The 15,774-nt window shown below is 59.8% G+C and carries 16 protein-coding genes; 3 read left to right on the forward strand and 13 right to left on the reverse strand.

The features are described 5' to 3' along the window. The first annotated feature begins 320 nt into the window (after nucleotides 1-320). The 3 genes from OL236_RS05975 (at nucleotide 321) to OL236_RS05985 (ending at nucleotide 2,924) form a co-directional block, all read left to right on the forward strand. A complete protein-coding gene (locus OL236_RS05975) occupies nucleotides 321-749 on the forward strand; it encodes a Fur family transcriptional regulator (RefSeq protein WP_265071705.1) in 429 nt (142 codons plus the stop codon). A gap of 92 nt (nucleotides 750-841) precedes the next feature. Then, nucleotides 842-1,774 (forward strand): metal ABC transporter substrate-binding protein, encoded by a 933-nt coding sequence (locus OL236_RS05980; protein ID WP_265071706.1) that lies wholly within the window; start codon nucleotides 842-844, stop codon nucleotides 1,772-1,774. A 169-nt stretch (nucleotides 1,775-1,943) separates the two neighbouring features. Next, nucleotides 1,944-2,924, forward strand: a complete 981-nt coding sequence (locus OL236_RS05985) for a site-specific integrase (protein WP_009645647.1) — start codon at nucleotides 1,944-1,946, stop codon at nucleotides 2,922-2,924. A gap of 105 nt (nucleotides 2,925-3,029) precedes the next feature. On the opposite strand, the gene pyrR is transcribed toward OL236_RS05985, so the two are convergent. The 13 genes from pyrR to OL236_RS06050 form a co-directional block, all read right to left on the reverse strand. Next, nucleotides 3,030-3,584, reverse strand: coding sequence for a bifunctional pyr operon transcriptional regulator/uracil phosphoribosyltransferase PyrR (gene pyrR, locus OL236_RS05990; protein ID WP_265071707.1), 555 nt, complete (start codon nucleotides 3,582-3,584; stop codon nucleotides 3,030-3,032). A 77-nt stretch (nucleotides 3,585-3,661) separates the two neighbouring features. After that, entirely contained in the window at nucleotides 3,662-4,567 is a 906-nt protein-coding gene (locus OL236_RS05995; RefSeq protein WP_265071708.1) for an RluA family pseudouridine synthase, read from the reverse strand. A gap of 1 nt (nucleotide 4,568) precedes the next feature. Next, nucleotides 4,569-5,015 (reverse strand): signal peptidase II, encoded by a 447-nt coding sequence (gene lspA, locus OL236_RS06000; protein WP_009645640.1) that lies wholly within the window; start codon nucleotides 5,013-5,015, stop codon nucleotides 4,569-4,571. A gap of 45 nt (nucleotides 5,016-5,060) precedes the next feature. Further along, complete coding sequence (locus OL236_RS06005; RefSeq protein ID WP_265071709.1) at nucleotides 5,061-5,846, reverse strand: RNA-binding protein; 786 nt, start codon at nucleotides 5,844-5,846, stop codon at nucleotides 5,061-5,063. Nucleotides 5,847-5,853: 7 nt separating this feature from the next. Then, on the reverse strand, nucleotides 5,854-6,651 hold the full coding sequence (gene proC / locus OL236_RS06010; RefSeq protein WP_265071710.1) for a pyrroline-5-carboxylate reductase: 798 nt from the start codon (nucleotides 6,649-6,651) through the stop codon (nucleotides 5,854-5,856). A gap of 10 nt (nucleotides 6,652-6,661) precedes the next feature. Continuing rightward, a complete protein-coding gene (locus OL236_RS06015; protein WP_265071711.1) occupies nucleotides 6,662-7,141 on the reverse strand; it encodes a cell division protein SepF in 480 nt (159 codons plus the stop codon). A gap of 12 nt (nucleotides 7,142-7,153) precedes the next feature. After that, a complete protein-coding gene (locus OL236_RS06020; protein ID WP_265071712.1) occupies nucleotides 7,154-7,846 on the reverse strand; it encodes a YggS family pyridoxal phosphate-dependent enzyme in 693 nt (230 codons plus the stop codon). Nucleotides 7,847-7,865: 19 nt separating this feature from the next. Then, nucleotides 7,866-8,675 carry a peptidoglycan editing factor PgeF gene (gene pgeF, locus OL236_RS06025; protein ID WP_265071713.1) on the reverse strand — a complete coding sequence of 270 codons (810 nt, stop codon included), beginning with the start codon at nucleotides 8,673-8,675 and terminating at the stop codon, nucleotides 7,866-7,868. Beyond that, nucleotides 8,656-10,416, reverse strand: a complete 1,761-nt coding sequence (locus OL236_RS06030) for a TIGR03960 family B12-binding radical SAM protein (protein WP_265071714.1) — start codon at nucleotides 10,414-10,416, stop codon at nucleotides 8,656-8,658. Before OL236_RS06030 ends, pgeF begins: the two co-directional genes overlap by 20 nt. Next, nucleotides 10,413-10,877: a transcriptional regulator NrdR gene (nrdR, locus tag OL236_RS06035; RefSeq protein ID WP_009645711.1), complete on the reverse strand. Its 465-nt coding sequence runs from the start codon at nucleotides 10,875-10,877 to the stop codon at nucleotides 10,413-10,415. Before nrdR ends, OL236_RS06030 begins: the two co-directional genes overlap by 4 nt. Beyond that, a complete protein-coding gene (locus tag OL236_RS06040; protein WP_265071715.1) occupies nucleotides 10,878-12,728 on the reverse strand; it encodes a YgiQ family radical SAM protein in 1,851 nt (616 codons plus the stop codon). Nucleotides 12,729-12,731: 3 nt separating this feature from the next. Further along, nucleotides 12,732-13,526: a helix-turn-helix domain-containing protein gene (locus OL236_RS06045; protein WP_265071716.1), complete on the reverse strand. Its 795-nt coding sequence runs from the start codon at nucleotides 13,524-13,526 to the stop codon at nucleotides 12,732-12,734. 168 nt (nucleotides 13,527-13,694) lie between these two features. After that, nucleotides 13,695-15,764, reverse strand: a complete 2,070-nt coding sequence (locus OL236_RS06050; protein ID WP_009645713.1) for a polyribonucleotide nucleotidyltransferase — start codon at nucleotides 15,762-15,764, stop codon at nucleotides 13,695-13,697. Between the last annotated feature and the right edge of the window lie 10 nt (nucleotides 15,765-15,774).

Below are 15,774 nucleotides of genomic sequence, written 5' to 3' on the forward strand. Positions count from 1 at the left end.
TTTAGCAGCTGTCAGCGAAGGGATGCAACCAATGAGATCACGATGTTATCGTTTGCGCTTGACAACAGAAAACAGACACGAAAATCTAATTCCAACTCCGTCGATGTACCTGTTCCCAGCTTTTTGAGGTTCTCTGGGAAGGCTCTGTTACGTGCGCCCTTTTCTGAGCGTCTGTACGATTTCATTTCCATATTATCAAGTTTCTATCGCACAGAACAAAGCATCTGCCCAACGATTCTTTCTTCCGCACTCTATCCCTTTCCGCCTTCCTATGGTATGATGAGAAAAACCGTGTATACCCTCGAACAAAGGAGGATGTCATGACTGAAGATCATCTGGAACTCCTGCGCTCCAAAGGCTACAAACTGACCCCGCAGCGGCGCGCCGTCCTCGACGCCTTCCATGAATGCGATCCCTTCCCCACGGCGCAGCAGCTTCTTGCCGCCGTGCGCAAGAAGCATTCCAATGTTTCCCTCGATACGATCTATCGCAACCTCGCGCTCCTCTCGAATCTCGGCGTTATTCACGAAATCTACCGCGCAGCGGGAAACGTCTACGAGATCGTCGAGCCAGGTCATCACCATCACCACCTCGTCTGTACGGAATGCGGCAAAACGGAATGCATCGACATCTGTCCCATGCAGGAAGCCTACACGAAGGAAGCCGAAGCAAGAGGCTTCCTCATCACGGGACACATCTTTGAATTCTACGGCATCTGCCAAGAGTGCCGTGAAAAGAAAGGCCTTTGAATCCCTCTTTCCAACAAAAAATAAGCTTGTCAAATGAAATCTCCTGTGCTATTCTATCAAATAGTAAAATTACTACTCGCGGGAAATCGTTCATGACGTTTCCCCATGCACAGGAGGTCATCATTTTGAAACGCAAAAACATGCTCTTTTGCCTTCTCGCCTCTCTCTGCCTGCTCCTCACGGGATGCGGCAGCACGAACACGGCGGGAGGCGGCAAGGACGGATCTTTCCACATCGTCACGTCCTTCTACCCCATGTACGTCGCCACCATCAACATCACGCAGGGCGTCGACGGCGTGACCGTCACCAACATGACGAAGCCGCAGACAGGCTGCCTGCACGACTACCAGCTCATGACCGAGGACATGAAGACGCTCGAAAAGGCCGATGCCTTCGTCATCAACGGCGCAGGCATGGAGAGCTTCCTCGACAAGGTCGTCGAGCAGCAGAAGAACCTCAAGATCATCGACGCCTCCAAGGGCATCGAGCTTCTGAAAGACGACGATGAGGAAAATCCGCACGTTTGGCTCAGCGTCACCGACGCCATCCTGCAAGTGAAGAACATCGCCGAGCAGCTCAAGGCAGCCGACCCCAAGCACGCCGACGCCTATGAGAAGAACGCTGCCGCCTACATCAAGAAACTCGAAGCGCTCAAGGCCGAGATGCACGCCGAACTCGACACGGTGCCGAACAAGGACATCGTGACCTTCCACGAAGCCTTCCCCTACTTCGCCAAGGAATTCGGCCTCAACATCATCAGCGTCGTCGAGCGCGAGCCGGGCACCGAGCCGACGCCCGCCGAGCTGCAGGCGACGATCGAACAGGTCAAGAAACTGCCCGTCAAGGTTCTCTTCACCGAGCCGCAGTACTCGCCAAGCGCCGCTGAAACCATCGCGCGCGAGACAGGCGCGAAGATCTACACGCTCGATCCCGTCGTCACAGGCGAGGCGAACGAGCAAGCGCTCAACGCCTACATCGACACCATGAAGAAGAACATGGAAACGCTGAAGACGGCGCTACAGTAAGCCTGCCGCTGCGGGAGAAGAAGCCCGACTTCACGAACTTTCCCGAAAAGAAAGCGGATGCACCTCGAAGCCATCGAGCTGCATCCGCTTTTTCCATCTGGAAAAAATCCAAGATTCTTGTATAATGGTGATACTGCTGAATGAATTTTGACACATGAGGTGTTTTGTGATGGATGTACGCGACGATTTCCTGCTCGCCAAGAACCAGCAGGTCGAGCAGAACGAGAAACTTTCCGCCAAGAGCAAGCGGCGCATGCAGAAGAGCAAATCGTTCAATACGATCAAATCATACGCGAGCGATTGGAACGATTTCGCCGACTGGTGCGAGCATCACCAGACTGCTTCCCTGCCCGCAGAGCCCGAGACCATCGTCAACTACATCAATGACCTCGCGGACAATGCGAAGGCGAACACGGTCTCGCGCCGCGTCACCGCCATCTCGGAGAACCACATCGCCGCCGGCTACAAGCGCGACAATCCCGCCCACTCGGGACTCGTGCGAAACGCCATGTCAGCCATCCGCAGGGAGAAGGGAACTTTCCAGCACGGCAAGGCGCCGATCCTCCTGGAGACGCTCTATCTGATCGCCGACGGCTTCGGCACGGACGAGGCCTCGATTCGTGACAAGGCGCTGCTCCTCCTCGGCTTTGCAGGAGCGTTCCGCCGCTCGGAACTCGTCGCGCTCACGGTCGAGGATGTCAGCTTCTCCGCCGAAGGCATGGTCGTCTTCATCGGCAAATCGAAGGGCGACCAACTCGGCAAGGGAAGCTATATTGGCATTCCCTATGCGCCCGACAAGGAAATCTGCGCCGTTCGTGCGCTGCGTGCGTGGCTCTCCCTCAGCGGCATCAAAAAAGGGCCGCTCTTCCGCCCCTTCAAGCGCAATCATGAACTGCGCGATACGCAGCTTTCGGACAAGTCCGTGGCGCTCATCGTCAAGAAGTACATCAAAAAAGCCGGCCTCAGCGAGGAGGATTTTGCCGGGCACAGCCTGCGCCGAGGCTTCGCGACGAGCGCCGCGCAGCACGATGTCGACGCCTTGACCATCATGCGCCAGACGCGCCACAAATCGGAGAAGATGGTGCACCGCTACATTGAGCAGGGAAACATCTTCAAGGACAATCCGCTCGCTCGCATGTACGGCAAATGAGGAACAAGCGCGATACAAGGCGATGCTGTGACCGATACGATACAAAAAAGAGAAGGGGCCGCAGGCGAAAACGCTGCGGCCTCTTCTCTTTTTTGTATGCAGATGTCACGCCTCCTGCCTCTCGGCAAGCACGACGCGCTCCTCTCTGTCGTGCTCTTCGAGCATGACGCGAATCTCCTCCTTGGAGGAGGTCGGCACGTTCTTTCCCACGAAGTCGGCGCGGATCGGCAGCTCCCTGTGGCCTCGGTCGATGAGGACGGCGAGCTGGATGCTCTTCGGACGCCCCATGTCGATCAGAGCGTCGAGCGCCGCGCGGATCGTCCGCCCCGTGTAGAGCACATCGTCGACGAGCACGATGGTCTTTCCCGTGATGTCGACGGGAATCTCCGTCTCGCGCACGACGGGCTGATACGCGAGGGTCGAGAGATCGTCGCGGTACAGCGTGATGTCGAGGACGCCGATGGCAGGCCTCGAACCCTCAATCTTCTCAATCGCCGCCGCGATGCGCTCCGCGAGCGGAATGCCGCGGCTTCGTATGCCGACGAGGACGACTCCCGCCGTGCCCTTGTTCCTCTCCACGATCTCGTGCGAAATGCGCGTGAGTGCGCGGCGGATCGCATCTTCATCCATCAGAACCGTCTTGTCGACTAAGGTCGCCATATCATCCCGCCCCTTTCTGTCCTTCGATGGCGTTTTCGTCCATCAACTGCCTTGCCTTCTCCATGTGTTCAGCCGCTTCAGCGCCCTCGCCGCAAGGCATCAAGGATCGCTTTCATATCCTCGGGCATTTCTGCCGCGAATGTCATGCGCTCTTTCGTGCGCGGATGCGTGAACGAAAGCTCGCAGGAATGAAGCGCCTGCCCCGCTATATCGGGCGTCTTCCTGCCGTATTTCGGATCGCCGAGCAGCGGATGGCCGATATAGGCCATGTGGACGCGAATCTGGTGCGTGCGCCCTGTCTTCAAGCGGCACTCGACAAGCGTGTGCGCAGGGAAGCGCTCGACGACGCGAAAGAGCGTCGTCGCTTCCTTGCCGCCCGGCACGACCGCCATCTTCTTGCGCTCTGTCGGATGGCGGCCGATCGGCGCACGAATCTCGCCCCTGTCCTCGGCAATCGTGCCGCAGACGATCGCCCGATAGATGCGCTGCGCCGTCTTCTCCCGAATCTGCTCGGCGAGGTCGACATGCGCCCGATCGTTCTTCGCCGCCATCATGACGCCCGACGTATCCTTGTCGAGCCGATGCACGATGCCCGGCCGTATGACGCCGTTGATGCCCGACAAGTCCTCGCAGTGATGGAGCAGCGCATTGACGAGCGTGCCGTCCGCTGCTCCCGCCGCCGGATGGACAACCATGCCGCGCGCCTTGTTGATGACGATGACGTCCGAATCCTCGTAGAGGATGTCCAAGGGGATGTCTTCCGGCAGGATCTCCAACTCCTGCGCTTCGGGAAGTTCCATCTCCACGGCATCCCCTTCGCGCAGCTTGGCGTTCGCCTTCGCCGTCCTACCGTTGACGAGGACGCAGCCGCTTTCGATCAGCTTTTGGATATGGGAGCGCGAAACCTCCAGTTCCCTGCTGGCGAGAAAGCGGTCGAGACGTTCTCCCGCAGCCCCTTCGTCGACTATCAGCCGTTCCTTCATGTCAAGCGTCCTCCGCAGGGTGCATCTTGAAGAGGATGGCGTAGATGATGGCCGCGACGCCGACGACGATGGCGATGTCCGCGATATTGAAGACCGGCCATATACGGAAATCAAAGAAGTCGATGACATGCCCGAAGCGCACGCGGTCGATCAGATTGCCCAGGGCGCCGCCGAGCAGGAGTGCCGTGCCGCAGCGAAAGATGCGGCACTGGCGGCGGATGTAGGGCGAGAAAAGGCCGCCCAAGATGACGATGACGATGCCCATGACGATAAAAAAAGAGCGCTGATGGGCGAGGATGCCGAAGGCAGCGCCGGGATTCAAAACGAACGTGATATGAAAGACATCTTGTATGACGGGGATTGACATTCCCGGAAACATCTCATGGGCGACAAGGAATTTCACGACTTGATCCAAGACTACGATGCAAATGCTCAAAAAAATCGGCACGAGAACCGCCTCAGTCCTTTCTCTTAGAGAAACCTCGTTTCGTCATCACAGATAGCGGTGCAGGAGCACGCTGATGCGCCCCTTCTTCGTCTGACCGCGAATCTCCTTCACTTCAAGCCGTCCCCTGCCGCGCATGGAAAGCACATCGCCCTCCTTGACGGCTTGGGAGGCGCTCTTTACGGACTGCCAGTTGAGCTTGAGCTTTTCCGCCGCGATGTCCGCTGCAGCCCGGCTGCGCGACATGCCGAAGCCCGCCGCCGCAATCGAGTCGGCGCGCAGGGAGGCGACCGTCGCGCGAATCTCCTTGCAGCGCTCCTCGCGCGGCAGGAGGGCGGAAAGTTCGCCGAGCGAGCACGCCACATGCGCTGCGCCGAACTGCACGCAGTTCGTCAGCAGGAAATCCGCCATGTTCTCTGCCGTGACGATACGCGCCGTGCCCTGCTGAATCTGGATGTCGCCGATGATCTCGCGCTCGACGCCGAGCCCCATGATCGCGCCGAGAACGTCTCGATGCGAGATATGCGCGAACGCATCCTTCCATACCGCCTCCACGACGGCGATTTCCCAAGAGGGCGTGCCGCGAAAATCTTCATGCTGAAAGACGGCACGCTGGCGCTCCGCCCCCGCATAGCCGCCGTTGAAAGAGACGGCGAGACCTTCGAAGTTCGCCGCCACGACCTCGGCGATTTCCTGCCCGAAGGGGTCGAGGAACACCGTCAGGCGGAACTTTTGATTCTTCATCGCCTTTTCTGCGGCATCGACTAATTTCACTGCCGTTTCTTCGCCTTCCGAGCCGCGATAGAAACGCAGGATTTTTTCCCGATTCGACATAGTGCTCCTATTCCCCTAAAGACTTCGATTTTTCCGCCGCGCTCAAGACGGCGTCAAGGAATGCGCCGCGCACGGCACGCTGCTCAAGGACGCGCAGTCCTGCGATGGTCGTGCCCGCAGGCGACGTGACCTGATCGCGCAGCTCGTCGGGATGCCTGCCCGTATCGAGCGCCATCTTGGCGGAGCCGAGCAATGTCTGCGCCGCCAAAAGACGCGCGTCCTTGCGCGAAAGCCCCGCCGCCACGCCGCCGTCCGCGAGCGCGTCGATGACGAGGAAGGCGAAGGCCGGTCCGCTGCCCGAAAGCCCCGTGACGGCGTCCATCAAGGACTCCTTGACGCAGACGACCTTTCCCGCCGCCGCGAGAATCGTGCGAATCGCTTCCTCGTGAGCTGCGCCCGCACGCGAGCCGAGCGCGTAGGCAGACATGCCCTCGCCCACGGCGAGCGGCGTATTGGGCATGACGCGGGCGACGGGCTGACCGGGAAGCAGCGCTTCGAGTTTAGGAAGCGGCAATCCTGCCACGATGGACACGAGGACGGCATCCGAGCGCAAAGCCCCGCGAATTTCCAAGAGCGCCGCTTCCGCCGCATTCGGCTTGACGGCGAGAATGACGACGTCCATATCGCCGAGGAACGACTGCGCGCTGCAGAACGCCTGCACGCCGTACGTTTCCTTCAATTCCTCGGCGCGCGCCGCCTTGTGCTCGGAGACGAAGACCGCCTCCGCAGGAAGCACTGCTTCGCGCAGGACGCCGGCGATGACGGCCTCCGCCATCATGCCGCCGCCGATCAATGCAAGTTTCATCGCCGCCGCCCTACTTCTTCAGCCACGGCATCTCCGTCGACACCGACTTCTTGTCCTCCGAATAGGAGATATTGACGTTGCTCGGCGCACAGAAGAAGACGTTGTTGCTGACCTTCTTGATCTCGCCATTCAGCGCGTAGATCGTGCCGCTGATGAAGTCCGTGATGCGCTTAGCGTCCTCCTCGATGGTGTTCTCAAAGTTAATGACGACGGGGCGCTTCTCGCGCAGACAGTTCGCCACCTGCTGCGCATCGTCGAAGGACTTCGGCTCGATGACGACGACCTTCATCTTGTAGGCAGCGACATTGTTCATCGCAGCGTTCGCCGCTGCCGCTTGGAAGTTCACGACGTTCGACGCCGGCGTTTCCTCGCGCTCCATCTCGTCAAACTCTGCAAAATCGTCGTCTTCGTCGCGCAAATCCCTTTTATCGTTGATGTCTTCCGGATCGATCAGGCCGATTTTTCCGCACACCTTATCAATGAAGCCCATCTTGTTCCCTCCTCAATATTGACGTGGCCCGAAAATGGCCGTGCCGACACGAACGATATTGGCGCCTTCTTCCACAGCGATCCGATAATCATGTGTCATACCCATTGACAAATAATTTATATTCGCCGTTTTCCACGGAAACTCCTTCGTCCTTTGAAAAATTTCATACATGCAGCGAAAGAGCGGCCTCGTCTCCTCGACCTCGTCGTAGTTGGGCGCTATGCACATCAGACCGCGAAGGCGCAGATGCGGCAGTGCGTCGACAGCTTCGAGCAGGGGCTGCAAGTCTTCTTCGTAAATGCCGGACTTCGACGCTTCTTTGGCAAGGTTGACCTGCACGAGGACGTCCTGCCGCTTGCCGATCTTGCCCGCTTCCTTGTCCAATGCCTCGGCAAGCTCCAAGGTGTCAACGGAATGAATGAGGTCGAAGAGCTTCACAGCGTACTTCGCCTTGTTCTTCTGCAAGTGACCGATGAGATGCCATACAGCCGTGCGCTCAAGCGTTTCGAACTTCTTCCGCGCTTCCTGTATGCGGTTTTCGCCGATGTCCGTCACGCCATGCGCGATCGCCTCGCGCATCTCGGCGACGCCGTGATTCTTCGTCACCGCCACGAGGCGGACAGGCTCTTTCGCGTCGGCAATCGTCCTCTTCGCCCTGCTCTCCTCGATGGAGCGCAAAACTTCATGCAGATTCTCTTCGATCAACTTGCTTACCTCCTGCAAACTACTTCAAGGCGATCCACGCGGCGAAGCGTCCCGTCGTCCCGTGCTCTTCGCGATAGGAAAAAAAGAGTTCGGCATTGCACTTCGTGCATACGTCAGCGCTGTCGATGTGCGCGGGAAGGAGTCCCGCCGCTTCGAGCTGCAGGCGGTTGGCCGCCCACAGGTCGATCGTCCGCTTTCCCTCGGGCGAGTGTGAAAGAAGCTCAGGCGCTTCAGGAAATGCCGCGCGAAAAGCCGCAGCGACCTCCTCGCCGACCTCGAAGCAGCACGCGCCGATGGAGGGGCCGATGCCCGCGAGGATGTCCTGCGGACGCGAGCCGAACGTCTCGGCCATGCGCTGCACGGTCTTTCGCCCAATCTCGGCGACCGTCCCCTTCCAGCCCGCATGAGCGGCGGCAATGACGCGGCGCACAGGATCGAAGAAGAGGAGCGGCACGCAGTCGGCGAAGCACAGCAGCAAGGGCAGTCCCGACTCCGCCGTCATCAGGGCGTCGCAGGCGGGCACGGACTCGTCATAGCAGCTCGCGCCCATGCTCGCATCGCTGGCGCGGACAAGGCGCACTTCGTCGCCGTGCACCTGGCGCGGCGTGACGATCCGCGCAGCGTCAAGCCTCAGAGTCTCAGCAAAGAGACGACGATTCTCCAAGACGTCCGCGGCACAGTCGCCGACGTGGAGCGCCATGTTCAATGCGGCAAACGGCGGCTTCGAGACGCCGCCCAAGCGCGTGGAAATGCCATGCGCCAGCCCCTCCTCGGGAAAGAGCGAGAACGAGCCGCGCCAAAGGCCGCCGCTATGTCTGAGCTGAAACATGTTTCTCCTCCATTGTATCACAAACGCCGCAGCGTGTGCATCCCGAAAAGCAAGGTTTCGTATATTGCAGCGCCGCCGCCCTCTGCAGTTCGCGGTAGAGGTACTGCTTGGGAAATCCCATGTCGAGCACATCCCACGGGAATACCGCATCTTCTGCGTGCCGCACCTGCAGAAAATCCGCAAAGGAAAGCCCCTCTTCCTTCAGCGCACGCTTGAACGATTTCGCGCCGCCCGCGAGGAAGGCGCGGTGCAGGGCGCGAGCGACGCGGCGGTCGCCGCGCGCGAGCACGCCCTGCACATAGGCGCTCTTGGGCGATTCGGCGATGATGCGGATGCTCCTGTAGGGCGCCAGCCCCTTGCGGATCGTCTTCATCGCCTCCTTGACCCATTTCTCGTCCGCCATCGGCAGCCACTGGAAGGGCGTGAACGGCTTGGGGATGAACGGATTGATGCTCAAGGTGATCTGCGCATGCTCCTTCTTCGCCCGGATGTGCTCATGCAGGCGCACGGTCATATCGACGATGGCCTTGATGTCCTCTTCCTCCTCGTAGGGCAGACCGATCATCAAGTAGAGACGGAATTGGCGGATGCCCGCCTGCAGAGCAAGATCGACCGTATGGCGCAGATGCTCCTCCTCGATGCCCTTGTTGATGATCTTCCTCATGCGCACGCTGCCCGCCTCGGGGGCGAGTGTGATCGTGCGCAGCCCGCTCCTCGAAAGGGACGCGACAAGCTCCTCGGTCACGGAATCGGCGCGGAAGGAGGCGACGGACATGCCGAGATTTTCTGCCAGAATGTCGCGGCACAAAGCGTCGATCTCGGGATAGTCCGAGATGGCGGCTCCCATGAGTCCGATGCGCTTTTCGTACTTCTTCGCCTCTTGGACTTCCTTTTCCAAGACCTTCAGCGAGCGGTTGCGCGGCTGTCGAAAGCAGTAGCCCGCCATGCAGAAGCGACAGTGCCTGCCGCAGCCGCGCGCCGTCTCGATGAGGTAAAGGTTGAATTCCGTATCGTCGGTGACGACGACGGTGTGCGCGGGAAAATCATCGAGATCGCGCACCCATTGGCGCGTGACGCGCGAAGGAGCGCCCGCCGCAGGGCGAATGGCGCACAGGCGGCCCGACTCATCGTAGTCGTGCGCGTAGAGCGAGGGCACGTAGACGCCCTCGACCTTCGAGAGGGCGCGCAGAAGCTCGGCACGCGAAAGACCCTGCCGCACGGCGGCGTCGTATGCGTCCATCAGAGCCGGCATGACGACCTCGCCCTCGCCGATGACGAAGGCGTCGACGAAGAGGCTCAACGGCTCGGGGTTGAACGTGGCGCAAGGGCCGCCCGCGAGGACGATGGCGTCCTGCTCGCCGCGCTCCGCCGCCAGAAGTCTGACCTTGCCGAGCTGCAGGATGCGCAGCAGGTTGAAGTAGTCCATCTCGAAGGAGACGGCAAAGCCGATCAAAGAGAAGCGATGGAGCGGCTGCTGGTTCTCCAGGCTCAGAAGCGGCGTGCCCGTACGCTCATGCTCGCGCTGTTCCTCGTCGCTCGGCAGGAAGAAGCGCTCGCACGCCGTGTCGCCGCGTCGGTTCAAGAGGTCGTAGATGATGTGCAGACCGAGGTTCGACATGCCGACGAAGTAGGAATTCGGGTATACGAGCGCGAAGGCGCGCCGCGTGCCCGTCGGAAACGAAAAATAGCCTTGCTCGCGTTCCAACTGCTCGCGCAGACGCCGCTTGATCTTCCAGCTCAAGACGGGTTCTTCTCCCTGAGCAGCGCTTCCAACTCCTCGCGGAAGCCGCTGATGTCGGCAAACTTGCGGTAGACCGAGGCGAAGCGGATGTAGGCGACCTCGTCGAAGTTCTTGAGCTTCTCCATCACGAGTTCGCCGATGTCGCGCGTGTAGACCTCGCGATCCATCGTGTTGCGAAGCTCCTTTTCGATCTCATCCGCCAGGGCGACGATGCGCTCCGTCGGAATGTCGCGCTTGTCGCACGAGCGTATGAGGCCGTTCAGCAGCTTGTTGCGGTCGAAGACGACACGCCTGCCGTCATTTTTAATAACCATCAGCGGAATCTTCTCCACTGTCTCGTATGTCGTAAAGCGCTTGCCGCACGACGTGCACTCCCTGCGGCGGCGAATGGTATTGCCGTCGTCAGCTGCACGCGAGTCGACGACGCGGCTGTCCTCCTCCTTGCAAAATGGGCAACGCATCTATATCCCCTTCTCTTTTCTTCGTTTTCTTCTCGTTTTTTCTACCGTCTCGCGCCGCTTCGGACGCAGCAGACACTTCTTCCCGTAGCCAATGAGGTCGCTCCTGCCCGCCAGATGCAGCGCTTTGCGCACGATGGCGTCGTTCTCGGGCAGCCAATATTGCAGAAGCGCGCGCTGCATCCTCTTCTCCTCCGCCTTTTTCGCCGTATAGACCTTCTCGCCTGTCAGAGGATTGATTCCCGTGTGGTACATGCAGGTCGAAAGCGTGCCGGGCGTCGGGATGAAGTCCTGCACCTGCTCGGGATGGTAGCCGCGCTCATGGATGAACTCCGCAAGCTCGACGGCATCTTCGAGGTGCGCGCCCGGGTGGCTTGACATGAAGTACGGCACGAGGTACTGCTTCTTGCCGAGCTTTCGGTTCATTTCCTCGAACGCCTTGACGAAGCGCAGGTATACGGATTTTCCGGGCTTTCCCATGAGTCGCGTGACGCGCCTCGATACATGCTCGGGCGCGATGCGCAGCTGTCCGCTGATATGATGACGGCACAGCACTTCCAGAAAATCATCGTGCGCCTGCTGCAGGTAGTCGAAGCGAATGCCCGAGCGGATGAAGACCTTCTTCACGCCCGGCAGCGTGCGAAGGCTCTCTAGGATAGCCAAGTATTCTCTGTGATCGGCTCGCAGGTTCTCGCACAAGGGCGAAAGACACGCCTTGCCGCGGCACGTCCCGCGCACGAGCTGGGCTCTGCACGACGGCTCATAGAAGTTCGCCGTCGGCCCGCCGACATCGTGAATATAGCCCTTGAAATCGGGCAGGGCGATGAGCCGCTCCGCCTCGCGCAGCAGGGACTCCTTGCTCCTATGCTGGATGATGCGCCCCTGATGCGACACGATGGCGCAGAAATGACAGCCGCCGAAGCAGCCCCTCTGGCTGACGAGGCTGAACTTGACCTCGGCGATGGCGGGCACGCCGCCCGCCTTGTCGTATACGGGATGCCACGTATAGCGATACGGCAGTTCGTAGATCTCGTCCATCTCTTCCGTCGTCAAGGGCAGCGCCGGAGGATTCTGCACGACGCAGATCTCTTCGTTCTGCTGGATGAGCCTGCGCCCGCGCAGGGGGTCCTGCTCCAGATATTCGACGCGGAAGGCGTCGGCAAACTGCGCCTTGTCCTTCGCGACCTTCTCATAGGGCGGCAGTTCCACATAGTCCCATACATAGTCGCGGTTCGGTACGCGGTAGCAGGTACCGCGCACATCCTGCACGTTCTCGATCGCGACGCCCGCATGAAGTTCGGCGGCGATCTCGACGATCTGCTTCTCTCCCATGCCGTAGATCAAGAGGTCTGCGCCGCTCTCTAAGAGGATGGACGGGCGCACCTCATCGCGCCAATAGTCGTAATGCGCCATGCGGCGCAGGCTCGCCTCGATGCCGCCGATGATGACGGGAATCTCACCCCAAGCCTCACGCAACCGCTTCACATAGACGCTGACAGCGCGCTCAGGCCTGCAATTCATGCGTCCGCCAGGTGAATAGGCGTCCTGCCGGCGCAGTTTCTTCGCCGCCGTGAAGCGTGCGAGAACGGAATCGAGATTGCCGCTCGATACAAGAAAGGCAAGCCGAGGCTTGCCTAAACGTCGAAAATCTTTTGCACTGTGCCAATCGGGCTGGGCGATGATGCCGACGCGATAGCCGTGCGCTTCGAGCACGCGGCAGATGATCGCAGTGCCGAAGCCCGGATGGTCGACATAGGCGTCGCCCGAAACGAAGATGAAATCAAGCTCGTCCCAGCCTCTTGCCTCCATGTCCGTCCGGCTCATCGGCAAAAAATCCTTCACGCTTCCAACCATCGATCACTTCGCCGTATTCTCTTTGGTAAAGGTCTTCTCCACCACTTCACCCTTCTGCCCGATCGCGCCCATGTCCTTGCCATTCAGAGAATAGTTGAGCGCTCCGGCATTGCCCGCCGTGATGCGCACCTTGTCCTTGCCCTTGAGCGTCAAGACCTTGCCCTTTTCAGCCGTCCCCTCGAACTCCGTCTTGCCGTCAACGACAACTTCCGTCCAGCAGCGATCGGTGAAACTGAGCTTCACCTCTACACCGTCAGCCGCCGCCTTCGGCGCGGCCTCCGTCTGCTTCTGTCCCGGCTTCTGCCCCTGCTGCGTCTGCGTCTTTGCACGCGGCGCGGGAGCGCTCGGCTCTTCGTCCCCGCCGAAGGCGATGAGCGCCGCGAAGGCAACGACGAAGACGGCCACCGCCACCATCAGAGCATTGCGAACGCCATGGGAGCTCTTCTCCATCGGATAACTTTCAAGCGAGGTGATCTTCGGCCCTCGGTATTCTTCCCTGTTCTTTTCTGACGACTGCTCCTGCCTCGCTTCTTCCGCAGAAGAAGACCCCGCCACTTGCATCTCTTCCTGCGGATGCATCTCTTCATTGAAAGCGTTTACAATCTCGTTGGCATTAAGCTTCAAATAGTTTGCATAATTGCGGACAAAGCCCTTCGCATAGACCTCGCCGGGCAATGTCTTGTATTCGCCTTTCTCGATTGCATCTATATATAAAGCGCGTATGCTCGTAGCCTTTTCAATATCCTTGATCGATAAATTCTGCCTCTCGCGTTCCCTGCGCAGAAGATCGCCTATCATCGAAATTCATCCTTTCCGAAAGCTTCCCAATAAAACTTCCCATTCCATTATACCGTCATAGAAGAGAAAAGACAATAAGCGCGAAAAGCACGCGGTGCAAGAATAGGAATTGAGTCTCAATAAAAGACTCGCGCCGCAGCAAGCAGCGCGAGCCTTCGATTCCTATAGTCAGAGAAGAACCTTGTGCGAGAGGTTCACACGTCCCTGCTTGTCGATCTCGACGACCTTGACTTCAAGCTCATCGCCTTCATGCACGACGTCCTCGACCTGAGCGACACGATGGCGTGCAAGCTGGGAGATGTGGCAAAGCCCCTCCTTGCCCGGCAGGATCTCAACGAAGGCGCCGAAGTTCATGATGCGCGTGACCTTGCCCTTGTAAACAGCGCCGACCTCCACATCGCGCACGATATCCTCGATGATCTGCTGCGCCTTCTTTGCGCCCTCGCCGTCCGCCGCCGCGATGAAGATCGTGCCGTCCTCCTGGATGTCGATCTGCGCACCCGTCTCGTCAATGATCTTCTTGATCGTCTTGCCGCCCGAGCCGATGACCTCGCGGATCTTGTCGACATGGATCTTCATGACCGTGACGCGCGGCGCATAGGGCGAGAGATCGGCCGCCGGCTTGTCGATGACGGCGAGCATCTTCTCTAAGATGAAGGCGCGGCCGCGCTTCGCCTGCGAGAGCGCCGAAAGGAGAATGTCGCGCGTGATGCCGGCAATCTTGATGTCCATCTGGATCGCCGTCACGCCCTTCTCCGTGCCCGCGACCTTGAAGTCCATATCGCCGAGCGCGTCCTCCATGCCCTGGATATCCGTCAGGATCGTATAGTGGTCACCGTCCTTGACGAGTCCCATGGCGACGCCCGACACGGGACGCTTGATCGGAACGCCCGCGTTCATCAGCGAGAGCGTGCTGCCGCAGACGCTTCCCATGGAGCTTGAGCCGTTCGACTCCAAGACCTCCGACACGAGGCGGATCGTATAGGGGAACTCATCGAGCGAGGGAATCATGGGCAGGAGCGCACGCTCCGCCAGAGCGCCGTGACCGATCTCGCGCCTGCCGGGACCGCGTGCAGGCCGTGCCTCGCCGACGCTGTAGCCGGGGAAGTTGTACTGATGAATGTAGTGCTTCGACTGCTCGGGACCGAGACCGTCGATGATCTGCTCGTCGCCGACGGAGCCGAGCGTCGTGATCGTGAGTACCTGCGTCTGTCCGCGCGTGAAAAGCCCCGAGCCGTGCGTGCGCGGCAAAAGGCCAACCTCGCAGCTCACGGGGCGCACCTCATCGAGCGCACGCCCGTCGGGACGGATCTTCTCGTGCGTGATCATGCGGCGCACGCTCTCCTTGACGATCTTGTGCGTGACGGCGGCGATCTCCTTGGCGTTCTCGGGATAGTCCGCAAGGAAATGCTCCAGAACCTCCGCGCCGATGGCGGCGATATGCTCGTCGCGGTCGAGCTTGTCGGGATTGCGCACAGCTTCGTCGAGACGCGAAGAAGCGTAGTCGCGAATCGCCCGATCGAGTTCTTCCGGCGCGAGGAAGAGCTTGACTTCGCGCTTCTCCTTGCCGCAGGCAGCGGCGATCTCCTGCTGGAACTCGACGATGCGCTGAATCTCCTTGTGCCCGAAGAGGATCGCTTCGAGGATGACTTCCTCGGGAAGCTCGTTCGCTCCCGCCTCGACCATCATGACGGCGTCGTGCGAGCCGGCAACCGTCAGATTCAAGTCGGAAACTGCACGCTGCGCCTCCGTCGGATTGATGACGAGTTCGCCGTCGACGCGGCCGACCTTGACGCCTGCGATCGGTCCGGCAAACGGGATGTCCGAGACGCAAAGAGCGCACGAAGCGCCGATCATGCCTGCGATCTCGGGAGCATTGTCCTGGTCGACGCAGAGCACCGTCGCGATGATCTGCACATCGTTGCGGAAACCCTCGGGAAACAGCGGGCGGATCGGGCGGTCGATGAGACGGCTGCAAAGAATCGCCGATTCGCTCGGGCGGCCTTCGCGCTTGATGAAGCCGCCCGGAATCTTGCCGGCAGCGTACATCTTTTCTTCGAAGTCAACCGTCAGCGGAAAGAAGTCGATGCCCTCGCGCGGCTCTGCCGACGCAGTCGCCGCGACGAGAACTGCCGTATCGCCGTAACGGACAAGAACGGAGCCGTTCGCCTGCTTCGCCATCTTTCCCTGCTCGATGATCAGCGGACGGCCTCCAACCTGCATTTCAAAACTCTGCATTTGAGTTCCT

It is taken from the genome of Selenomonas sputigena (genome assembly GCF_026015965.1).
GTDB lineage: Bacteria > Bacillota > Negativicutes > Selenomonadales > Selenomonadaceae > Selenomonas.